This is a genomic window from Mesorhizobium sp. M4B.F.Ca.ET.203.01.1.1 (assembly GCF_004791025.1).
Taxonomy (GTDB): domain Bacteria; phylum Pseudomonadota; class Alphaproteobacteria; order Rhizobiales; family Rhizobiaceae; genus Mesorhizobium; species Mesorhizobium abyssinicae.
This window is the reverse complement of sequence record NZ_SRUO01000022.1, coordinates 1-22060: the sequence shown is the minus strand read 5'-3', so window position 1 is coordinate 22060 and position 22060 is coordinate 1. Positions and strand designations below refer to the sequence as shown.

The window sequence follows — 22060 nt, the reverse complement described above, 5'->3', positions numbered from 1 at the left end:
GCTCGGGTCGAGGCCGCCCGCTCAGCGATCAGCCGTCGGGCGCCTTGAGCTGCGCCCGCGCGTCGCGGATCGAGGCGGCATAGGTGACCAGCGGTCGCTTGACGCCGTGGTTGATCAGCATGCGCCGCGTCTGCGGCGCGGCGCCGGCGATGATGAAGCGCACGCCGGCGCGCCTCGCCTTGTGCGCCGCGCCCTCGATGACGTTGGCGGCGGTGGAATCGAAGAACGGCACCGCCGAGCAGTCGAGGATGAAGTTCCTCCTCTGGTCGGCGATGCGGTCGAGCACGGTGCCGACGGTCGAGGCGGCGCCGAAGAAGAAGGCGCCCGAGATGTGGTAGACGACGGTGTCGGCATCGCTCGCCTCGCTGGAATCATAGGTGCTGGCGCGGTCGGCGATGTCGTCCGGCACCAGCGGCTGATCGGCCTCGACGGCGATCGACTTGGCCATGCGGTCGATGAACAGGATCGAGCCCAGCGCGAAGCCTACGACGATGCCCTCGGTGAGGTCGCGGAAGACGACGATCAGGAAGGTCGCCATCAGCACCAGCGCATCGCCGCGGGAGGTGCGGAGCAGCGTCGCGAAGGCCTGCTTCTCGAACATGTTCCAGCACACCACCGCCAGCACGCCGGCAAGCGCGGCCAGCGGGATGTAGCTGGCCAGCGGCGCCGCCACCAGCATCAGCACCAGCAGGATCGCCGAATGCACCATGCCCGCGACCGGCCCATGCGCGCCGGCCCGCACATTGGTGGCGGTGCGGGCAATCGTGCCGGTGGCGCAGATGCCGCCGAACAGGGCCGACGCGATGTTGGCGAAGCCTTGCGCCACAAGCTCGCAATTGGAGCGGTGCCGCCGCCCGGTCATGCCGTCGGCGACCACGGCGGAGAGCAGCGATTCGATCGCGCCGAGCAGCGCGAAGGCCACCGCATCCGGCAGGACGTCGACCATCCTGTCGATGCTGATGGGCGGAAAGGCCGGCCACTGCAGGCTGCGCGGGATGCCGCCATAGCGCGTGCCGATCGTTTCGGCCGGCAGCGCGAACAGCGCCACGACCAGCGAGGCCAGGCCGATGGCGATCAGCATCGCCGGCCATTTCGGCCGCCAGCGCTTGAGGAAGACAATGGTCGCGATGGTCAGCACCGCCACGAAGGTCGCGGCCGGGTTGATCGTGCCGGCCGCCTCGCTGAGGGCCATCAGTTTCGGCACCAGCGGCCCCGGCTCCTTGCCGGCAAGCGTCAGCCCGAACAGCTCGGTGATCTGGCCGGAGAAGATGATGACGGCAATCCCCGCGGTGAAGCCGACGGTCACCGGATAGGGGATGAACTTGATGTAGGTGCCGAGCCTCAGATAGCCGATAGCGAGCAGGAAGACGCCGGCCATCATCGTTGCCAGCAGCAGCCCGTCGACGCCGACGCGCGCCACCGTCGCCGCCACCAGCACGATGAAGGCGCCTGCCGGGCCGCCGATCTGGAAGCGGCTGCCGCCGAGCGCCGAGATGATGAAGCCGCCGACGATCGAGGTGTAGAGGCCGCGCTCGGGCGTCACGCCGGAGGCGATCGCGATCGCCATCGACAGCGGCAGCGCCACGATGGCGACCGTCAGCCCGGCAATCGCGTCGGTCCTGAAGTGTGCTAGCGAGTAGCCCTCACGCAGCACCGTCACCAGCTTTGGGGTGAACAGTTCGGCAAATGTCGGCCGTGCCTGCTGGTGGTTTGCCCGCCGGGCCTGATCCATGGACTGCCTTCCGCGTCTCGAAGGCGGCGGGGATCGTCGGCAGCATGTCGGCGGTCGCCGTCGCGACTATTACGCGACTCAGCCTTGCGGGTTCTGCGATACGACCGGCTTGAGGCGCACGCCCCGGCCGCCGCGCTCGCTGGCCTGGTTCTCGCCGATCAGTTCCACCCCGGCCTCGTCGAGTGCCTGGATGACCTTCATCAGCGTGTCGACCACGCCCCTGACGACGCCGTCGCTCGCCTCCATGCGCTGAATGGTCGGAAGCGAAACCCCGGCGCGCTCGGCCAGCGTCTTCTGATCGATGCCGGCCAGCGCCCTCGCGGCGCGCATCTGCTGGGCGGTGATCATCGGCCAGAACCCTTGTCTGAGTCTGCAGTATCAATGGATAATACAAACATCATGATGTTTCAAGCATCATTGAGTATGGATAAAACATACTCACTCACTGTCGCTCACCGCATGGCGCCGCTGCAGGAACCGCGCCACCAGCCAGCACAGCATGGCCCAGGCGAAGCCGGCGCACCAGCCGCCGAGCACGTCGGACGGCCAATGGACACCGAGATAGACGCGGCTGGTGCCGACCAGCACCGTGATCAGCACGGCGAGGCAGAGCACGAAGATCTTGGTCGTGCGGTCCGGCAGGAAGCGCGCCGCCAGCGAGCCGAGCGTGAGGTAGGTGACCGCCGACAGCATGGCATGGCCGCTCGGGAAGGAGAGCGACGTCTCGTCGACGAGGTGCGAGACGAGTTCCGGGCGCGGCCGGTCGATGCCAGCCTTGAGCAGGCTGGACAGCACCTGCCCGCCGGCTACCGCGACGAAGATCAGAAGCGCCGATCCCGGCCTGCGGATCAAAAGCAGGTAGACGATCACCGCCGCGGTGATCAGCACCAGCACGCTGGTGCTGCCGAGGCTGGTGATGTCGCGCATCGCCCCCTGCAGCCACAGCGGCCCGATCGGGTGGTCGGGTTGCCCAGCCTGGCGGAAGGCGAGCAGGATCTCGGTGTCGAAGGCGTGCGGCGCGGTGGCGTGCGCCGCCTCCATCAATTCGACGAAGCCCCACAGCCCGAAGGCGACCACCAGCCCGGCCAGAAGGACCGGAAACTCGATCTTGTTGAAGAACGCGACCGCGGCGGATTTCATCGGGCGGGACCTACAGCAATTCCAGGAAAAGTGCGCAGCGGTTTTCCGTCAGGAATTGCGTCAAAACAAAACTCGGGGCGGCTCGGCGATTCCATGAAACGCTGAACCGCCTTAGAGTCGCTGCATATAGGGCCCGAGCGTGATCAGCGCCACGGCTGCGATCGCCAGCACGATGCCGGTCGCCTGCAGGGCATTGACCTTCTCGCCGAAGAAGGCGAGCGCCACGACGTTCACCGACACCAGCTGTATCACAGCCGACAGGCTGAACGACACCGACATGCCGAATTCACGGATCAGCCTCAGCATGATCAGATTGCCCAGCGAATAGAGCGCCAGCGTCAGCACGATCTTGCCGAGGCTAGGCGCCAGCCCCCATTGCTTGGCCGCGGTCGCCGCGAGCAGGAAGATCACGGTCGAAACGCCAAGCTGCACCATTCCCCAGAAACTCACGGTTCATTTCTCCCAATTGCCGCCATCGCCATGCGTGCCGCAGTCCTTGTTTCCGAAGCGCGCGAGGCCGTCAAGCAGACCGCGTCTGACCAGCGCCCCGCTCAGACAGGATCGAAGCCGGATGTCGCAAAATGCGTCCCGGCCGCCATGATCGGTGCCGACCGATGCGATATTTTGAAGTCATGCGGGAGGATGAATGGCGACGGGTGCCAGCCGACGGGACAGGCGTTGTTCATGAGCCGGCAAATAAACTGCCGAAAACGCGCCGAGTGTCACGAAAATGTGATCGAGCGGTTATAGGGGTCGACAGGTCACATGCTCCAGCCAAGAAGCCAGAGGAAAGCTCATGTCCGACCACCGCTCCCCTGACACCGGTTTCCGAACCAGCCTGCTCGAGGAGAATGACGGCCCGGCCGTCAATCCCACCGACAACCGCACCATGGGCGAGATCATCGCCGCGCGCTTCTCGCGCCGTGGCTTCCTGAAGGGTTCGCTGGCGGTTTCGGCCATCGCCGCCACGGTCAGCCCGCTGGCGCTGGTCGCCGCCGACGATGCCCGCGCCGCCGAGGCCTCGGCCTTCACCTTCGACGAGCTGGAGGCCGGCATCGACGACAAGCACCATGTCGCGCCGGGCTACGATGCCGACGTGCTGTTGCGCTGGGGCGATCCGCTGTTTGCCGACTCGCCGGAATTCGACCCGGCAAAGCAGTCGGCCGAGGCCCAGGCAAAACAGTTCGGCTACAACAACGACTATGTCGGCTATATCCCGATCGACGGCTCTGCCGAGCACGGCCTGCTGGTGGTCAACCACGAATACACCAACCCGCATCTGATGTTCCCCGGCATCGTCAAGATCGTCGACAAGGACGGCAAGAAGGCAGCCGAGGTGGCGCCGCTCAGCAAGGAGCAAGTCGACGTCGAGATGGCGGCCCATGGCGGCTCCATCGTCGAGATCCGCAAGGACGGCGGCAAGTGGCAGGTGGTGCGCGACGGCAAGCTCAACCGCCGCATCACCTCCAACACCGAGATGCAGCTTGCCGGCCCGGCCGCCGGCCACGACCGCCTCAAGACCAATGCCGATCCCTCCGGCACCAAGGTCATCGGCACCTTCAACAATTGCGCCGGCGGCGTCACCCCCTGGGGCACCTATGTCATGGCCGAGGAGAACATCCATGGCTATTTCTCCGGCGAATTGCCGGAAGGCCACAAGGAAGCCGCCAACTACAAGCGCCTCGGCATTCCGGAAGGCGCCTATGAGTGGGGCGCGCATTACGACCGCTTCAACCTCGCCAAGGAGCCGAACGAGGCCAACCGCTTCGGCTGGATCGTCGAGGTCGACGTCAATGATCCGGCCTCGGTGCCGCGCAAGCGCACCGCCATGGGCCGCTTCAAGCATGAGGGTGCGGAATCGATCGTCGCCAAGGACGGCCGCGTTGTCTTCTATCTCGGCGACGACGAGCGTTTCGACTATGCCTACAAGTTCGTGACCACCGGCAAGTTCAACGCCAACGACCTCGCGGCCAACAAGGACCTGCTCGACGACGGCACGCTGCATGTCGCCAAGTTCGGCGAGGACGGCACGGTCGAGTGGATGCCGATCGTCTTCGGCCAGGGCCCGCTGACTGCGGAAAACGGCTTCGCCAGCCAGGCCGACGTGCTGATCGAGACGCGCCGCGCCGCCGACCTGCTCGGCGCCACCAAGATGGACCGCCCCGAGGACATCCAGCCCAATGGCGCCAACGGCAAGGTCTATGTCATGCTGACCAACAATTCGAAGCGCAAGGCGGAGCAGGTCGACGCCGCCAATCCGCGCGCGTCGAACGCCTTCGGCCACATCATCGAGATATCGGAGGATGGCGGCGACTTCGCTGCCGCCAAGGGCAAATGGGAAGTGCTGCTGAAATGCGGCGATCCCTCGGTGGCCGAGGTCGGCGCCACCTTCTCGACCGCGACCACCGCCAATGGCTGGTTCGGCATGCCGGACAATTGCGCCGTCGATTCGGCCGGCCGTTTGTGGGTCGCCACCGACGGCCAGGGTCCGAAGGCCACCGGCCGCACCGACGGCCTGTGGGCGGTCGACACCGAAGGCGCGGCGCGGGCGACCTCGAAACTGTTCTTCCGCGTGCCGATCGGCGCCGAAATGTGCGGCCCGCTGTTCGCGCCGGACGACCAGACCGCCTTCGTCGCCGTCCAGCATCCGGGCGACGGCGGCGAGGACTGGGAGGCCTTCGGCCGTCCGTCCTACTATGAGGACCTGTCGACCCGCTGGCCCGATTTCAAGCCCGACATGCCGGTCCGGCCGTCGGTGGTCGCCATCACCAAAAAGGGCGGCGGCAAGATCGCCGTCTGACCTGCGGTCATCTCGACCCATTGCATGATCAAAGGAGGGATCTCGGCACCCCGAGATCCCTCCTTTTCATTTCAGGAACCAGTCAAGCTTCGGGAAAGATTGGCAATTTATGCGTGGCGCCCTAGGTCCTTGTCAGGAGACTGCCATGCCAAAGTCTGTTTATGACCGTGGCCTGCTGAAGCCTGCCGATATCGCCAGGCTGCAGCGCGTCTTTGACGAGGCCTGCCGGCGGCGCCAGGCGCATCCCGATTCGACCGAAGCCCGGGAAATCGCCCTGAACCTGCTTGCCCTGCACAATGCCGGCATGCTCGAAGAGGACATGCTGATGGAAGCCGTCGGCTTCCGGCGGCTTGAGCCAAAGTCGGCCTAGAGCAATTCCAGGAAAAGTGTGAGCGGTTTTCCGTCCGGAATTGCCTCAAAACAAAGAGACGGAGCAGTTCGCCGTTTCCGTGAAACGCTCCAGGTCCGCGAGAACGGCCGCTGGTGCGCCCTATCCGGTGCGTTGAACCACGGCCATGTTCATCATGCTTCTCAGCCGGAAGCCGATGGACTCGTACAGTCCGATGGCCGCGACATTGCTGGCATAAGCGTGGAGATAGGGGATTTCGCCCCGCGTCATGATTTGATTTGCCACGAACAGGGACAGCCGCCTGGCGAGGCCGCCGCCGCGGAAATCCGGATGCGAGCACACGCCGCTGAGTTCCGTGTAGCCAGGCTGCTTCATGCGCTCGCCGGCCATCGCCGCCAGCCTGCCGTCGATCTTGACGCCCCAGAAATCGCCGAGGCTCAACGCCTCCAGCGTGAACGGGCCGGGCCTGGTGAGCACCGCCAGAGCGAGCATCTCGGCGGCATCGTGCTGCGTCAACCGCTGGATGCGCTCGTCGGATACGGCCTGCACCGGCTGCTCGGCGATCATCTGTACCAGCGACGCGGTCGAAATCGCGGAGAGCGCCGCAGGCAGGACGATTGCGTCCGCCTGGACCACGATGGAGCTTTCGAGCGGCGGAATAAGCCTGCCCAGCGCATCGAGACTAGCCGTGTCGTCCGCCGCGGTGGCCGCGAACGGAACGATCGACGGCCTGTATCGCTTGGCCAGGCTGTCGCCTTGCGCGAAGGCCTGATGTCGCGAGCTGAGCGCGCTCCAGATGGGACGGTCGAGCACGTGGTTCATCGCACCGGACCCGCGGCCTCTTCCACGCGACGGTCGAGGGGCGACGCAGCCAGGCGGTCCTCGATTTCGGCGAGCTGACCAAGCAGCGGCCCGGACAGGTCGGCGCACAGACCCGCAACGGCCTTCTCGATGCGAGGCCAGACTTCGCGCTTCGCCACATCGACCAGCCGTCGGCCGTTGCGGCTGAGGGAGACGATCCTACGCCGCTGGTCGTCGTTCGACGGGCTGACCTCGACCAGTCCCAGTTCGGCCAGCAGCGCCACGCTGCGCGTGACGCCCGGCTGGGCGATCCCGAGCGACTGCGCCAGCTCGCCGACCGGCAGCGGCCCCAGCCTGTCGAGCGCGGCGAGCAGCGGATACTGGCTCGACTGGACCCGGACCTCCAGCTCGTCGAGCACGCGCTGCGTATCCGCCTGCAACTGCTCGCCGATGCGCTTGAACCTGCTGCCCAGGCACAGAAAGCCAAGCGACCGTATGATGTCGTCCATGATCCAGCTCGTTCAGTCAAAACGATAACATGATATATAACATCACATGAAAAGTCAAAGCCTGCTACCACAGGATGCAAGCCAATCCGGCCGATGATGGCGCATGGCGCGCTGCCCACTCGCCACCCTTTGGCCGAGATTTCCCCTTCTGTCGGTGCCGATTGCATCCTATATGGCGCCTGCGCGGTATGATTGACCGTGCCAAGGCGACTGATTCGGGCCTGCGGGTCGACGGGTCTCCATCTATCGGCACGCGGAACCTCATGCCCTCCCTGCGGATCCACATTGACAGGTTTCTCGAAGGCGCAGCACCCAAGGTTCCGCGGCGCGACCTGACGCATCTCGAGCGCCTGGCGCTGGTGCGTCGGCATGGCGATTTCTCGCTCGCCTATTCCACCGCCGTGCAGCAGAAACTGTCCTATTTCAGCGATGGCGACGGCTACATCGCCTTCGGCACCAAGATGAAGCACCATTTCGCGCTCGGCGATCCGGTGGCCCATCCGGCCGAGCGGCCGGCCTATATCAAGCGCTTCGTCGAGGCCGCAGGCGATCCCTGGTTCGTGCAGATCGGCGCCGATACCGCGCGGGTGCTGGCCGGTCTCGGCTACCGGATCAATCGCCTCGGCATCGACACCAGGCTGCACCTGCCAGCGCACAATTTCTCCGGCAAGCGCAACGAGACGGTGCGCTATTCCGAACGCTGGCTGTCGAAGAAGGGTTTTTCCTTCGAGGAGGACAGGCGCAACATCTTCCTCGACGAGATCGCCCGGCTGTCGGAGAACTGGCGCGGCGAGCGCATCGTCAAGCGCTGGGAGATGGGCTTCCTCAACCGGCCCTTCGCCGACCATCTCGGCGCCGACATGCGCCGCTTCGTGCTGCATGGGCCGGAGGGCGAGCTGGTCGCCCTGCTCGATTTCGATCCGCTGTTTCGCGACGGCAAGGTCATCGGCTACACCACCGCCTTCAAGCGCAAGCATATCGACGCCACGCCGCATGCCGAGATCGGCCTGACCAAATTCGCCGTCGACCGCTTTCGCGAGGAGGGCAAGTCCGTCGTCACGCTGGGTCTGTCGCCGCTGGTCGACATCGAGGCCAGCGGCTTTGCCGAATCGAGCTTCTGGCGCAGCACCTTCCAGCGCGCCTACGGCTCCGCCTGGGTCAATCGCTCGAAGTTCAACCTGCAGGGCCAGGCGGCCTTCAAGCGCCGTTTTCACGGCCAGGAACAGCCGATCTATGTCGCCTTCCGCCGGGGGACGCTTGTCGAGATGCTGGGGCTGCTGCGGCTGGTGAAGGCCATCTGACCTGCCGGTCAGTTCCGCAATCGATACCCGGTCCTGAATATCCAGGCGACGATCGCGATGCAGACGCCCAGGAACACCACGGTCATGCCGAGGCTGATGCCGACCGAGACGTCCGACTTGCCGTAGAAACTCCAGCGGAACCCGCTGATCAGGTAGACGACCGGGTTGAACAGCGTCACCGTGCGCCAGATGCCGGGCAGCATGTTGATCGAATAGAAGCTGCCGCCGAGGAAGGTCAGCGGCGTGATGATCAGCAGCGGCACCAGCTGCAATTGCTCGAAGCTCTTCGCCCAGATGCCGATGATGAAGCCGAACAGGCTGAAGGTCACCGCCGTCAGCACCAGGAAGGCGAGCATCCAGAACGGATGCTCGATATGCAGCGGCACGAACAGCGAGGCGGTGGCCAGGATGATCAGGCCGAGCACGATCGACTTGGTCGCGGCACCCCCGACATAGGCGATGACGATCTCCAGATAGGACACCGGCGCCGAAAGCAGCTCGTAGATCGAGCCGACGAATTTCGGGAAATAGATGGCGAAGGAGGCATTCGAGATCGACTGCGTCAGCAGCGACAGCATGATCAGCCCCGGCACGATGAAGGCGCCGTAGCTGATGCCGTCGATCTCGGTGATGCGCGAGCCGATGGCCGAGCCGAAGACGACGAAATAAAGCGAGGTCGAGATCACCGGCGAAATGATGCTCTGCAGCACGGTGCGCAGCGCGCGCGCCATTTCCACCCGGTAGATGGCCCAGACGGCGCGCAGATTCATGGCTCTTGCCTCAGCAGGTTGACGAAGATCTCCTCCAGCGAGCTGTTCTCCGTGTCGATGTCGCGGAACTGGATGCCCGCCGCCTCGAGGTCACGGATCAGCGAGGCGACGCCCGGCCGGTCGCTCTGGTTGTCGTAGGTGTAGGTCAATTGATCGCCATTGGGCGACAGCTCCAGCGCGTAGCGCGAGAAGCTCTCCGGGATGGCGGCGAGCGGACTGCGCAGCTCCAGCATCAGCCGCTTGCGGCCGAGCTTGCGCATCAGCTCGGCCTTGTCGTCGACCAGCACGATCTCCCCGCGGTTGATGACGCCGACGCGGTCGGCCATCGCCTCGGCTTCCTCGATGTAGTGGGTGGTCAGGATGATGGTGACGCCGTCCTCGCGCAGCCGGCGCACCATCGCCCACATGTCCTGGCGCAGTTCGACGTCGACGCCGGCCGTCGGCTCGTCGAGGAAGAGCACCCGCGGCTCGTGCGACAGCGCCTTGGCGATCATCAGCCGGCGCTTCATGCCGCCCGACAGCGTGATCGCCTTGGCGTCCTTCTTCTCCCACAGCGAGAGGTCGCGCAGCACCTTCTCGACGAACGCCTTGTTGGGCGGCTTGCCGAACAGGCCGCGGCTGTAGTTGACCGTCGCCCAGACGGTCTCGAAGGCGTCGATGGTCAGTTCCTGCGGCACCAGCCCGATCAGGCTGCGCGCAGCGCGGTAGTCGCGGGCAATGTCGTGGCCGTCGACCGTGACCGTTCCGGACGAACGGTTGACGATGCCGCAGACGATCGAGATCAGCGTCGTCTTGCCGGCGCCGTTCGGCCCGAGCAGTGCGAAGATCTCGCCGCGCTCGATGTCGAGGTTGATTTCCTTCAAGGCCTTGAAACCGGTGGCGTAGGTCTTGGTCACCCCGGCAATCGAGATAATGGATGGCATGGCTGAAAACGGCTGCTTGAAAGCGGATTTTTATTGCGCTGAATGTCGGTGCCAGCGTCCGGAAGTCAATGCCGCTCCTGACAATTCTGGACAATCATTCCCCGATCGGGCGCTGACGCTTTCGCCCGAACTGCTGCGACAACGCGCCCCGCGTGGCGCCACGCCGCTTTGACCGGACCGCGTCAGCGCCCTATTCTGTGAGGCATAAGCAGCAGCCGGAGTCGCCCATGGACCCGCTCATTCTGTCGCGCATCCAGTTCGGCGCGAATATTTCGTTCCATATCCTGTTTCCGGCGATCACCATTGCACTCGGCTGGGTGCTGCTGTTCTTCAAGCTGCGTTACAACCGCACCGGCGATTCCGCCTGGATGCGCGCCTATTTCACCTGGGTGAAGGTGTTCGCTTTGTCCTTCGCCATGGGCGTGGTCTCGGGCGTCACCATGAGCTTCCAGTTCGGCACCAACTGGCCCGGCTACATGGAGACCGTCGGCAACATCGCCGGGCCGCTGCTCGCCTATGAGATCCTCACCGCCTTCTTCCTCGAGGCGGCCTTCCTCGGCATCATGCTGTTCGGCTTCCGCCGCGTCTCCAACCGCATCCACACTTTGGCCACCGTGCTGGTCGCCGGCGGCACCACGGTCTCCGCCTTCTGGATCATCGCGCTCAATTCCTGGATGCAGACGCCGGCCGGCTTCGAGATGCGCGACGGCAAGGCGCATGCCGTCGACTGGTGGGCGATCGTCTTCAACCCGTCGATGCCCTACCGCCTGGTCCATATGCTGCTTGCCTCGGGGCTGACAGTCTCCTTCCTCATCGCCGGCCTGTCGGCGCTGCGCTATCTCACCGGCGACCGCTCGGAATCGATGTGGAAGGCGCTGCGCACCGGCGTCTTCACCGCCGCCATCCTGATCCCGATCCAGATTTTCGCCGGCGACCAGCACGGCCTGAACACGCTGGAGCACCAGCCGCAGAAGATCGCCGCCATGGAAGCCAACTGGAACACCGGCCCCAACGTGCCGCTGGTGCTGTTCGCGCTTCCCGACGAGGCGGCCCGGGAGAACAAATTCGAGGTCGCCATCCCCGACGGCGCCAGCCTCGTGCTGAGGCACTCAACCAGCGGCGTCGTGCCGGGGCTGAACGACTATCCCGGCAACCACCCGCCGGTCTTCCCGGTGTTCTGGGGTTTTCGCATCATGGTCGGCACCGGCATCCTGATGCTGGTCGTCTCCTGGTCGGCGGCCTTCTTCCTCAAGCGCCGCCACAGCCTGCCGAGGCCGCTGGCGCTGCTGATGGTGCCGATGACGATCTCCGGCTGGGTGGCGACGCTGGCCGGCTGGTACACCACCGAGATCGGCCGCCAGCCCTGGCTGGTCACCGGCGTGCTGAGGACCGCCGATGCCGTCGGCCCGGTCGCCGGCAGCCATGTCGCGCTGACGCTCGCCATCTATCTCGTCCTCTACTTGGCTTTGCTGATCGCCTATCTCGGCGTGCTGGTGCACCTGGCGCTGAAGGCGGCCAAGGATGGCGACGCCTCGCCGCTGCCGGGCGTCATGAACGCCGCCATGTCGCAGCCGGCGGCAGGAGAGTGAGAGCAGTGGTCGAACTGCGAAGAAATCTTGACTCGACGCCGGACGCTGGCGCTGCCCCTCACCTGCCTGCCGGCATCCTCTCCCCGTATAGGGACGGGGAGAGGGGCGCTCCCATCGCTGGTTTCGCCAATCGCCGACGTTGCAGGAAGTACGCTGTTGTTGCGGCCAGCCCCCTTCTCCCCGTCACCATACGGGGAGAAGGTCCCGGCAGGGAGATGAGGGGCGGCGCCGACCTCGGCAATCGAGACTGGCGCGCGAGGAGAAGAAAATGACCTATGACTGGCCAACCCTGCTTCCCTTGATCTTCGCCGGCCTGATGGGCCTCGCCATTCTGATCTACGTCATCCTCGACGGTTTCGATCTCGGCATCGGCATCCTGTTCGCCGCCGCCGACGACCACGAGCAGGACACCATGATCGCCGCCATCGGTCCGTTCTGGGACGCTAACGAGACCTGGCTGGTGCTGGCCGTCGGCCTGCTGCTGGTCGCCTTCCCGCTGGCGCATGGCACCATCCTCAGCGCGCTCTACATTCCGGTCTTCGTGCTGCTGGTCGGCCTGATCCTGCGCGGCGTCGCCTTCGACTTCCGCGCCAAGGTGCCGGCCGGCAGCAAGCACCGCTGGAACCGCATCTTCTTCCTCGGCTCGGCCGTCGCCTCGCTGGCGCAGGGCTATATGCTGGGCGTCTACGTGCTCGGCCTCGACGTCGGCCTCGGCGGCATCGCCTTCGGCGCGCTGGTGGCGCTCTGCCTGTCGGCCGCCTATGCGGCGATGGGCTCGGCCTGGCTGATCTACAAGACCGAGGGCGAATTGCAGAAGAAGGCGGTGCGCTGGCTGCGCACGGCGCTGGTGCTGGCCGCGCTCGGCATGGTCGCGGTGTCCCTGGCGACGCCCTTCGCCAGCCCGCGCATCTTCGACAAATGGTTCCTCTTTCCGGAGATCCTCTATCTCTCGCCGCTGCCGATCCTGTCGGCGCTGCTGTTCGTCTGGCTGTGGCGGCAGACCTTCCATCTGCCGAAGCCGAACGATCGCCACGCGCTGACGCCGTTCCTGACGCTCGCCGCCATCTTCGCGCTCGGCTTCGCCGGCCTCGCCTGGTCGTTCTACCCGTTCGTCGTGCCCGACAAGCTGACCATCTGGCAGGCCGCCTCAGCGCCGGAAAGCCTGATCGTGATCCTCGTCGGCGTCGTCGTGGTGCTGCCGATCATCATCTTCTATTCGTTCTATGCCTACCGGGTGTTCGGCGGCAAGGCGACGGATCTGACTTACGATTGAGAGCGTCTTTCTCCCCGTCACTATACGGGGAGAAATGCCCGGCAGGGCAATGAGGGGCAGCGCAAACCTGTCAAGCAGAGCCGGTGGCCCATCCCTTCAAATGTTGGCGCCGCCCCTCATCCGCCTGCCGGCACCTTCTCCCCGTATAGTGACGGGGAGAAGGCTCAGGACGGCCCCGCTCAGCTCTTGCTCGACGCCAGCACCAGCACCGGCTTTTCGCTGTAGAGCTTCGGGAACAGCGTCTTCAAATTCGCCACCTTCGGCAGGTCGTTGTAGACGATGTAGGGATAGGTCGGGTTCAGCGTCAGGAAATCCTGGTGGTAGTCCTCGGCCGGATAGAAGGTCTTGCCGGTCTCCAGCGTGGTGACGATCGGCTGGGAAAACACCTTGGCCTTGTCGAGCTGGGCGATGTAGCTCTCGGCCACCTTCTTCTGCTGGTCGTTGCCGGCAAAGATCGTCGAGCGGTACTGCGTGCCGTGGTCCGGCCCCTGGTAGTTGAGCTGCGTCGGATTGTGCGCGACCGAGAAATAGACCTGCAGCAGCTGGCCATAGGTCACCTGCGACGGGTCGTAGGTGATCTCGACCGACTCGGCATGGCCGGTGCTGCCGGTGCCGACGACCTCGTAGACGGCGTTTTCCTTGCTGCCGCCGGTGTAGCCGGACACCGCCTTGGTCACGCCCTTGACGTGCTGGAACACGCCCTGCACGCCCCAGAAGCAGCCGCCGGCGAAGACCGCCGTCTCGCTGCCGCTGGCAGCCTTCTCGTCCATTGCCGGCGGCGGGATCACCACCGCGTCCTCGGCCGAGACCGCCGGCGTCTGCCAGAACGCGGCGGCCGCGACGGTCAGGACGAGCGCGGCGAGCGCGCCTTTGGCGAAGGTCGACGATCGCTTCTGCTGTCGAATTGCGCTCATGTTGGAACTCCCTTGCTGCTGTTCACCATATACGAAATCGGCCGCCGCCGGGTTCTCACTTTGGCGTGCGTCGGCGGCAACTTATTGCGCTGGAGCCATCGCATCGACGGGCTTCATCGCATCGGTCACCGGCTTCATCGCATCCGTGGCCGGCTTCATTGCATCCGTCGCCGGCTTCATGGCATCGGCCGGCTTCATCGCCTGCGTGCTCATCGCATCGGTCGCCATGGCGTTGGCAGGCTTCATCGCGTCGGTCGCCGGCTTCATCGCGTCCGTTGCCGGTTTCATCGCCTCGGTGGCCATCGCGTTGGCCGGCTTCATGGCGTTGGTCGCGTCGTCGGCGCGGGCGCCGGCGGCGAACGTCGTGGTTGCGAGCGCGAAGGCGAGTGCGGTCAGGAATTTGGTCACGGGTATTCTCCTTGAGTTGTGGCGCGCGATGCGGGCCGGATGGTGCGCTGCCGCCTCATGCGGCATCGCGCGAAGAAGGATGATCAGTTCGCCGCGGCGGCCAGGATCGGCCCGCCGCCGGGTGTCTGCACCAGCACCGCGGTGTTGAGCCCGCCGCCATCGGCCGGCAGCGGCAGCGTCGTCGCCTCGCCGTTCCAGCGGCCGAGCCGCTGCAGCGAATGGACGACATTTGCATGCGGCAGGGTGCGGCCGGTGTTCTCGCCGCGCGCCACCGGCACCTCGACGACGCCGCGCCTGTAACGCACCAGCCAGACATCGGCCGCCCCGCCGGGCGCCGTGCCGGCGCCGATGCTCACTTTGCCGTCGCCGAGCGCAAGCGCCGGGCCCTTGGCCTGCGGGCTGGTCGAGATCAGCCGCTCGATCTCGCCGGGCGCGGCGCCGACCGCATCGGCGCTGCCGTTCACCACCACCTGCGGCGTGAACGGGCCGTCATGGCCGAGCGGCGGCTCGTAATTCACCTGGCGCTGGGTGAATTCCTGCCGGCCGAATGTGTCCTTCCAGCCGAGATAGTCCCAGTAGGTGACGTTGAACGACAGCGCCAGCACGCCCGGCTGGTCCTTGACCTTGATCAGATTGGCGTTGGCCGGCGGACAGGACGAGCAGCCCTGGCTGGTGAACAGCTCGACCACGGTCAGCGGCTGGGCCGACGCCGCGCCGGCGCTGGCGGCCAGCGCGATAAGGGCCGCGCCAGCGAGCCATGCCTTGCCGAGCGTTGTCTTTGATCCGGTCATGAGAAACAGTCTCCGTTGCGGCGGGTCATGCTCCCATTTCGCCGTGCCGGAGGGCTTCGTTACAGGCATCACCGGTTTGTGATTGAGAACCCTCAACGCGGAAAGCCGGCGGACAGCACCCCTGCTGTCCTCCCCGCATCTCCCCCCCCGCAAGCGGGATTGGCCAGCTCATCCGTCCGCCGCCTGGCTCCTTTCCTCTCCCTCCGGAGGAGGGAGAGGTGTCGCTGCGAAGCAGCGACGGAGTGGGGGAAGGCGGTTCCTAAATACGCCGCCGCCGACAATTCACCAATCAGGGCCAGGCATCACCCCGCCAGAAACAAAGACGCCGGCGCTGGTCGACCCCCACTCCGTCGAGCTTCGCTCGACACCTCTCCCCCGATCGACGGGGGAGAGGAAAGGCGCCCTTCATGCTCCCACTGGCTCTTCAATCCGGAAACTGGAGGGTGCCCTTCGAGTGCATGATCTCCCCACTTGGGGAGATCAGCTCATCACTGCGTCAGCACGGTGTTCGACGGCCGCTGGTTGAAGTCGCACTTGCCCTGGACGGTGTAGAAGAAGTCGGCGTTGCTGACGTCGGCCGGCACCGGGTTGCCGCCGTCTTCCCAGGCCTGGTAGCCGGTCTGGCCGCAGGGCACGGCGGTGAAGATGTCGACCGTCTGGCCGGTCGCGACCTCGGGCATGGTTGTGTTGCTGGTGCCGATGTAGAGCCGGTTCGAGGTGGCAGGGTCGTTGGACTTCAGCACCTTCGGGCTGCCCGAGGGCACGTCCATCTGCAGATAGAGGCTGTCCATCTGGCTGACGTCGATCACCGCGCCGGTGCCGTTGGCGGGATAGAACGTGTCGGCGCAGGTCGTCACGTATTTCTTGCTGCCGCTGGTCTGCGTGATCGCGCCGGTGGGCAGGCTGTTGAAGTTCTTCACCGTGGCGGTGGTGCAGACCTGCTGCTGGACCTTGGTCGTGGTGCTGCCGCTGATCGTGCTGACGATGGCGGTGCCGTAGCCCTTCGGGTCGCCGAAGCCGTTATAGGTGTAGGTGATCGTCATCAGCGGCTTGGCCACGGTGTCGCCGAACTTGGTGCCGTAGAGCGTCATCGTCTTGTTCCAGTAGCCGGACACTTTCGTCACCCTGAACGTCGTCTGCACCAGCGCCGGCCGCTTGCGCACCGCCGAGGTCACGCCGACCTGCACCGTGTCGACCTTGGCGATCTGCATGAAATTGGTCGGCATCGGATAGTGCGCCGAAGCCTTGGCGGTGGCGGTGCCGTCGGCCGCCACGACGAAGCTGTCGAGCGTCGCGCTGCCTTGCCCGCCATTGGCGGCGAAGCTCTGCTGCAGCGACTTCTCGCGGTCGGCCAGCGTGGTGGTCTTCGGCAGCGTGGTGATCGACAGGATCGCCGCGTCGAGCGCGTTCTGCATGTTGCTCTTCGTCTGCACCGCCGAGGTGTAGTCGACCGAGAGGCCGACGGCGAGCAGCAGCGGCACCAGGATCATGAGGAACACCGGCACGATCGAGCCGTCTCGCGAACGGACGAAATCGCTTGCGTATCGCAACATTCTCGAAGTCCCCCAAAGCCGTTGCCTGCCCAGCAGCGGCGGATCATGCGCCAAACTGGTGGATTAATGTTTAAGGCACGGCTTATTTAGGCGTGGCGCGGGTTGTGGCCGGGATTTGCCGGCACGAGCGCCTGCCGAACCCTCATCCGCCGGCGCCGCCCCTCATCCGCCTGCCGGCACCTTCTCCCCGTATAGTGACGGGGAGAAGGGGGCGGCCGCGATCTTCCCGCCCATCCTGCGCCGGCGATTGGCGAAATCGGCGACGGGAGCGCCCCCTCTCCCCGTCACTATACGGGGAGAGGATGCCGGCAGGCAGGTGAGGGGCAGCGCCGACGTCAGCAATTGCCCTCCGCCGACTGCGACGGCAACCGTCACTTCCCCTCCCCGTCCCCACGGCCCGCAAAGCCAGCGCCCCGCTTGCCCCTCAACCCCGCCCCTGCTAAAGCGCGCCGCATGACGACGCCCCTCGACCACATCCGCAATTTCTCCATCGTCGCCCATATCGACCATGGCAAATCCACGCTTGCCGACCGGCTGATCCAGCTCACCGGCGGGTTGGAGGCGCGTGACATGAAGGAGCAGGTGCTGGACTCGATGGACATCGAGCGCGAGCGCGGCATCACCATCAAGGCGCAGACGGTGCGGCTGAAATACCGCGCCGACAATGGCGAGGACTACATCCTCAACCTCATCGACACGCCCGGCCATGTCGACTTCGCCTACGAGGTGTCGCGGTCGCTGGCCGCCTGCGAGGGCTCGCTGCTGGTCGTCGACGCCTCGCAGGGCGTCGAGGCGCAGACGCTGGCCAATGTCTACCAGGCCATCGACAACAACCACGAGATCGTCGTGGTGCTGAACAAGGTCGACCTGCCGGCCGCCGAGCCCGAGCGCATCCGCGAGCAGGTCGAGGAGGTGATCGGCATCGACGCTTCCAACGCCGTGCTGATCTCTGCCAAGACCGGCCTCGGCATTCCCGACGTGCTCGAGGCCATCGTCCACCAGCTGCCGCCGCCGCGCGAGGGCGATCTATCGGCCCCGCTGAAGGCGATGCTGGTCGATAGCTGGTACGACGCCTATCTCGGCGTCATCGTGCTGGTCCGCGTCATCGACGGCGTCTTGAAGAAGGGCCAGACCATCCGCATGATGGGCACCGGCGCCAAATATCTGGTCGAGCGCACCGGCGTCTTCACGCCGGCCCGCATCAATGTCGACGAGCTCGGCCCCGGCGAGTTCGGCTTCTTCACCGGCTCGATCAAGGAAGTGGCCGACACCCGCGTCGGCGACACCATCACCGAGGATCGCCGCCCGACGCAAAAGGCGCTGCCCGGCTTCAAGCCGGCGCAGCCGGTGGTGTTCTGCGGCCTGTTCCCGGTCGACGCCGCCGATTTCGAGGATCTGCGCGCCGCCGTCGGCAAGCTGCGCCTCAACGACGCCTCCTTCTCCTATGAAATGGAGACGTCGGCCGCGCTTGGCTTCGGCTTCCGCTGCGGCTTCCTCGGGCTGCTGCACCTGGAGATCATCCAGGAGCGGCTGGAGCGGGAGTTCAACCTCGACCTCATCGCCACAGCGCCGTCCGTCGTCTACCGCATGAACCTCAATGACGGCACGCTGAAGGAGCTGCACAACCCGGCCGACATGCCCGACGTGGTCAAGATCGCCTCGATCGAGGAGCCGTGGATCCGCGCCACCATCCTGACGCCCGACGACTATCTCGGCGGGATTCTAAAGCTCTGCCAGGACAGGCGCGGCATCCAGGCCGACCTCTCCTATGTCGGCAAGCGCGCCATGCTGACCTACGATCTGCCGCTCAACGAGGTCGTCTTCGATTTCTACGACCGGCTGAAGTCGATCTCCAAGGGCTACGCCTCCTTCGACTATCATCTGACCGACTATCGCGAGGGCGACCTGGTCAAAATGTCGATCCTGGTCAATGACGAGCCGGTCGACGCGCTCTCCATGCTGGTGCACCGCACGGCGGCGGAAAAGCGCGGCCGGCAGATGTGCGAGAAGCTGAAGGAGCTGATCCCGCAGCATCTGTTCAAGATCCCGATCCAAGCGGCAATAGGCGGCCGCATCATCGCTCGCGAGACCGTCTCGGCGCTGCGCAAGGACGTCACCGCCAAATGCTACGGCGGCGACGTCTCACGCAAGCGCAAGCTGCTCGACAAGCAGAAAGAGGGCAAGAAGCGGATGCGGCAGTTCGGCAAGGTGGATATCCCGCAGGAGGCGTTTATCCAGGCGCTTAAGATGGGGGATTGAGAAGCGGGTCTCTTGCCAGTGTCTTGTTGAGCGTTGATGTGAAACATTATTCCATCAAACGGTACCAATTGCGAACGACCAATTTTAGCTTTACGACATCGTCCTCGCCTAAAACACCACAGTGCGCGATCGGGCCTCGGAGCATATTAAGTTGTTGTAGAACCTTTTCGACACCAACTTTGTCGTGTCGAGAGAAAACTCCCCCGAACACATCCCAGTTCGCCTTAATGATCTCACCGAGCTCCCCAAACGTGGTGTAGTCGATCATTCGATCTGACCTCGGTATGATTCCCTCTCGACGCTCACGCTCTAAATTCTTTGCAGCGTTTAGCCTAACGTTTTCGGGAACCTTAGTTAGCCACCAATCCGATTCGTTACTCGATTCAATAAGATCAACAATAAAACTCCGGATCTCATTCTCAAGTAGGTAAAAAAGCTTATAGTATGACGCCATGCGGTCCGCTTGCTGCCGATTCTCGGAAGAGGCAACAGAAACGTATCCCTTAATTAGAGCATCTGAAAATTTTTCAATCGCGGTTACATGCCCCTTTACGCCCTGCTCCGCGAGCGAGGTATCTACAGCCGAGCGCAGCGATGCTCCCCTTAATAAAAAATGTTGAAGCTCTATTTTCAACTTAACAAGTTCTCTCTTATCGAACGGAAAATCGCGTTGTAAACTTGAACGTCAGTCGTTTCTGGAAGAACAACATTTATAGTCGTAACAAGATTGAATTCAGGGCTGTCTCGCAAGCTCTTGCTCTCAGTTCTTACCTGATCGTCGGGCTTAGCCGTTTGCTCTCTGACAGGATCCTGAGGTTTGATCTCTTTCGCAGATCGCGCGAACTCGTTGAACGCGTTAAAAGTTCCAAAAATGGCACCGACAATCGGGTCGCTTTTATGAAGGCCAGTTATTTCAATGATTAACTCTTTGATGCGGTCATCAGGTAATCTATGGGCATATTCATTCCGTCGGAAAATTTCCGAGAAGCCGTTCTTGAGTGCGACGAGAGCCGCTTCGGAGCGCGTCGATCCAGACTTAAATTTGGAATATAGCTCGGTCGGAGAGTTGTCGGAATTCAACAATCCCATTCTCTTAAGAAGAGGGGGAATTGGGCGCGCACTTCCACCTCTAATCTTTAATACGCTATCCAAGAAGCTTTCGTTAAATTGCTGCGGACGCTCGGCCTCCACCAACGATTTTAGCGCTTCACTTAATCTGCCGTGAGTTGGGGTATAGGGAAGATTTCCAGGAATTTCGCGCCTGGTTCCTTTCTTTTCTCCAGGTGATTGATCAGATGGATTTGTTGCAGGTAATGGCTCCTCCTTTTGGTTTACCTTTTCTGCCAATGGGCCCTCCCCGGAAAGAACATTAGTCGAACAATACACGATCATAGTCGCCTGATGTCAAGCTAGGGACACCTCGTCATTCCGTTCGCTCCGCCGTAGAGACCTGCCCACGGCGCCGCTCAGCGAGAAGCGCCCGCGCGATCCTTGAGTGACGCCGCCTCAGTGCGTGTCGGCAACAGCCGCACGAAGATGCCGGGCCGCTATTGTCGCGTTCGGCCGCTTTGAGATCCCCCCACCTCATTGTATCCTCTGCCCGGCTAGGGGAGACATCACATGCGCTCCACCTCGGACACCATCGTCGCAATCGGCCTCGCCATCGGCGGCGCGCTGGGCATGGCGGGCACTTTCGTTGGCAGCGATGCGCTGCGCGAGACGCTGTGGACCATCGACGGCGTGGGCGTCGTCGTCGCGGCGGCACTGCTCACCATGAAATACCAGCGGCTCGGCAATGACCTCGTCGCGGCCGGCTTCCTGACTTTCCTCGCCGGCGAAAGCCTGCTTCTGGCCGGCAATGCGGCGGGGCTGCAGGCCAGCGTGCCGTCCTATGTCGGCGGCATTGCGCTGTGGGCGGCGGGGCTGGTCATGGTCAGCGCCCAAGCCACCTTCGCGCTCTGGGTGCGCCTCGCCGGGCTCGTTGCCGCCTTGCTGTTCACGGTCTCGGCGCTGATGATCCTCTGGGGCGCGCCGCTGCTGCCCACCTCCGCGCCGCTGCCGGCGATCGGCTATCCGTTCCTGGTCCTCACCTTCATCGGCTGGATCTGGACGCTGCTGAAACCCGAGCGGTGAGGGGCGGAAAAAAATGGCGGCGCCGCTCGAACTCCACAACAGCGCAACGGGAAAAATCCTGCCGGCGATCGGGCCGTTGCTGATCGGCGCGATCTTCGCTTTCGGCGTGGTGCAGGGCATCGCGGCCGGGGCGAACAGCGGCCATGTGCTGGTCATCGCGCTGCTCGGCGCGGGCTGCCTGGCGCTCGGCTTCTGCCTCGCGCGCGGCGCCTTCGACACTTCGGTCAAGGTCGTGCTCGACAGCCACGGTTTTCGGGACCGCCGCGCCGGCGACGTGCTGGTGCCGTGGAGGAAGGTGAGGAGCGTGCGCCTCACCTCCGGCAAGGGCTCGGCGATGCTCAATTTCGAGCTCACCGAGGAGCCGCCCGACGAAATCAAATACGCGCCCGCCAATGTGGTGAACCTGATCCTGCCCTTCGGCAAGACCATCGTGCACATGGAGGTCTCCTCGCTCGACGTGCGCGGCGACGACATGCTCGACGCGATCCGCAAATTCGCGCCGCATGTGGTGGTGAATCGCTGATTCTTCCTTCCCCCCTTGTGGGGGAAGGTGGATCGGCGCGAAGCGACGAGACGGATGAGCAACTGTGTTCGTCAGGACCTGTTTGGATTCCAAGGTTCGTTGTTTTGGATCATCGCGCTGAGGATGGTCAGGATCTTTCGTGCCACGGCGACGAGAGCGACCTTGGGCTCCTTGCCCTTGGCGATGAGACGCTGGTGGAAGGCCTTGAGGACGGGATTTGAGCGACTGGCATTGAGGGCAGCCATATAGACCACCCTGCGCACGGCGTGACGACCGCCCCAGATAATGCGGC

Annotated in this window: 23 protein-coding genes; 8 read left to right on the top strand and 15 right to left on the bottom strand. The window is 64.2% G+C overall.

What is annotated here, in order from left to right; all coding sequences use genetic code 11:
* Positions 1–28: 28 nt before the first annotated feature.
* The 4 genes from EN846_RS30205 to EN846_RS30190 all read right to left on the bottom strand — a co-directional run bounded on the left by EN846_RS30205 (position 29) and on the right by EN846_RS30190 (position 3322).
* A complete protein-coding gene (locus tag EN846_RS30205; protein WP_127391544.1) occupies positions 29–1732 on the bottom strand; it encodes a SulP family inorganic anion transporter in 1704 nt (567 codons plus the stop codon).
* 78 nt (positions 1733–1810) lie between these two features.
* Positions 1811–2080: a helix-turn-helix transcriptional regulator gene (locus EN846_RS30200; protein ID WP_127284569.1), complete on the bottom strand. Its 270-nt coding sequence runs from the start codon at positions 2078–2080 to the stop codon at positions 1811–1813.
* A gap of 90 nt (positions 2081–2170) precedes the next feature.
* Entirely contained in the window at positions 2171–2872 is a 702-nt protein-coding gene (locus EN846_RS30195; protein WP_127391542.1) for a phosphatase PAP2 family protein, read from the bottom strand.
* 111 nt (positions 2873–2983) lie between these two features.
* Positions 2984–3322, bottom strand: coding sequence for a hypothetical protein (locus EN846_RS30190; protein ID WP_127391541.1), 339 nt, complete (start codon positions 3320–3322; stop codon positions 2984–2986).
* Positions 3323–3668: 346 nt separating this feature from the next.
* On the opposite strand from EN846_RS30190, the gene EN846_RS30185 reads away from it, so the two are divergent.
* Positions 3669–5672, top strand: coding sequence for a PhoX family phosphatase (locus tag EN846_RS30185; RefSeq protein WP_127391540.1), 2004 nt, complete (start codon positions 3669–3671; stop codon positions 5670–5672).
* Between the two features lie 145 nt (positions 5673–5817).
* Positions 5818–6042, top strand: coding sequence for a hypothetical protein (locus EN846_RS30180; RefSeq protein WP_127391539.1), 225 nt, complete (start codon positions 5818–5820; stop codon positions 6040–6042).
* A 120-nt stretch (positions 6043–6162) separates the two neighbouring features.
* On the opposite strand, the gene EN846_RS30175 is transcribed toward EN846_RS30180, so the two are convergent.
* Positions 6163–6843 (bottom strand): GNAT family N-acetyltransferase, encoded by a 681-nt coding sequence (locus tag EN846_RS30175; protein ID WP_127391538.1) that lies wholly within the window; start codon positions 6841–6843, stop codon positions 6163–6165.
* Complete coding sequence (locus EN846_RS30170) at positions 6840–7331, bottom strand: MarR family transcriptional regulator (RefSeq protein ID WP_127391537.1); 492 nt, start codon at positions 7329–7331, stop codon at positions 6840–6842. Before EN846_RS30170 ends, EN846_RS30175 begins: the two co-directional genes overlap by 4 nt.
* A 263-nt stretch (positions 7332–7594) precedes the next feature.
* Here EN846_RS30170 and EN846_RS30165 point away from each other — a divergent pair, with 263 nt between their 5' ends.
* The gene (locus tag EN846_RS30165) at positions 7595–8632 is read left to right on the top strand and encodes a phosphatidylglycerol lysyltransferase domain-containing protein (protein WP_127391536.1); all 1038 of its coding nucleotides are present in this window, start codon (positions 7595–7597) and stop codon (positions 8630–8632) included.
* A gap of 8 nt (positions 8633–8640) precedes the next feature.
* Here EN846_RS30165 and EN846_RS30160 read toward each other — a convergent pair whose 3' ends face one another.
* Entirely contained in the window at positions 8641–9402 is a 762-nt protein-coding gene (locus EN846_RS30160; protein WP_127284561.1) for an ABC transporter permease, read from the bottom strand.
* Positions 9399–10325: an ABC transporter ATP-binding protein gene (locus EN846_RS30155; RefSeq protein WP_127391535.1), complete on the bottom strand. Its 927-nt coding sequence runs from the start codon at positions 10323–10325 to the stop codon at positions 9399–9401. Before EN846_RS30155 ends, EN846_RS30160 begins: the two co-directional genes overlap by 4 nt.
* A gap of 227 nt (positions 10326–10552) precedes the next feature.
* Here EN846_RS30155 and EN846_RS30150 point away from each other — a divergent pair, with 227 nt between their 5' ends.
* On the top strand, positions 10553–11914 hold the full coding sequence (locus tag EN846_RS30150) for a cytochrome ubiquinol oxidase subunit I (RefSeq protein ID WP_127391534.1): 1362 nt from the start codon (positions 10553–10555) through the stop codon (positions 11912–11914).
* A gap of 268 nt (positions 11915–12182) precedes the next feature.
* Positions 12183–13187: a cytochrome d ubiquinol oxidase subunit II gene (locus EN846_RS30140; protein ID WP_128273269.1), complete on the top strand. Its 1005-nt coding sequence runs from the start codon at positions 12183–12185 to the stop codon at positions 13185–13187.
* A 179-nt stretch (positions 13188–13366) separates the two neighbouring features.
* On the opposite strand, the gene msrA is transcribed toward EN846_RS30140, so the two are convergent.
* From msrA to EN846_RS30115, 4 genes are all read right to left on the bottom strand, one after another.
* Positions 13367–14101, bottom strand: a complete 735-nt coding sequence (msrA, locus tag EN846_RS30135) for a peptide-methionine (S)-S-oxide reductase MsrA (RefSeq protein ID WP_127391532.1) — start codon at positions 14099–14101, stop codon at positions 13367–13369.
* Positions 14102–14182: 81 nt separating this feature from the next.
* Positions 14183–14509, bottom strand: coding sequence for a hypothetical protein (locus tag EN846_RS30130; protein WP_127391531.1), 327 nt, complete (start codon positions 14507–14509; stop codon positions 14183–14185).
* Between the two features lie 83 nt (positions 14510–14592).
* Positions 14593–15300 (bottom strand): DUF1223 domain-containing protein, encoded by a 708-nt coding sequence (locus tag EN846_RS30125; protein WP_127391530.1) that lies wholly within the window; start codon positions 15298–15300, stop codon positions 14593–14595.
* Between the two features lie 488 nt (positions 15301–15788).
* The gene (locus EN846_RS30115; RefSeq protein ID WP_127394308.1) at positions 15789–16853 is read right to left on the bottom strand and encodes a TadE/TadG family type IV pilus assembly protein; all 1065 of its coding nucleotides are present in this window, start codon (positions 16851–16853) and stop codon (positions 15789–15791) included.
* 453 nt (positions 16854–17306) lie between these two features.
* Here EN846_RS30115 and lepA point away from each other — a divergent pair, with 453 nt between their 5' ends.
* Positions 17307–19112, top strand: coding sequence for a translation elongation factor 4 (lepA, locus tag EN846_RS30105; protein ID WP_127310631.1), 1806 nt, complete (start codon positions 17307–17309; stop codon positions 19110–19112).
* 46 nt (positions 19113–19158) lie between these two features.
* Here lepA and EN846_RS30100 read toward each other — a convergent pair whose 3' ends face one another.
* Positions 19159–19746, bottom strand: coding sequence for a Swt1 family HEPN domain-containing protein (locus EN846_RS30100; RefSeq protein ID WP_127393766.1), 588 nt, complete (start codon positions 19744–19746; stop codon positions 19159–19161).
* Positions 19743–20459, bottom strand: a complete 717-nt coding sequence (locus EN846_RS30095) for a DUF5343 domain-containing protein (RefSeq protein WP_127393765.1) — start codon at positions 20457–20459, stop codon at positions 19743–19745. The genes EN846_RS30100 and EN846_RS30095 overlap by 4 nt, the downstream gene beginning before the upstream one ends.
* Before the next feature lie 273 nt (positions 20460–20732).
* Between EN846_RS30095 and EN846_RS35390 the strand changes: the two genes are divergently transcribed.
* A complete protein-coding gene (locus EN846_RS35390; RefSeq protein ID WP_189379782.1) occupies positions 20733–21245 on the top strand; it encodes a hypothetical protein in 513 nt (170 codons plus the stop codon).
* Positions 21246–21258: 13 nt separating this feature from the next.
* The gene (locus tag EN846_RS30085; RefSeq protein WP_127393764.1) at positions 21259–21768 is read left to right on the top strand and encodes a hypothetical protein; all 510 of its coding nucleotides are present in this window, start codon (positions 21259–21261) and stop codon (positions 21766–21768) included.
* A 71-nt stretch (positions 21769–21839) separates the two neighbouring features.
* Here the strand turns inward: EN846_RS30085 and EN846_RS30080 are convergent.
* The coding region (locus EN846_RS30080) for a transposase (RefSeq protein ID WP_135899046.1) at positions 21840–22060 on the bottom strand (221 nt) is incomplete at its 5' end.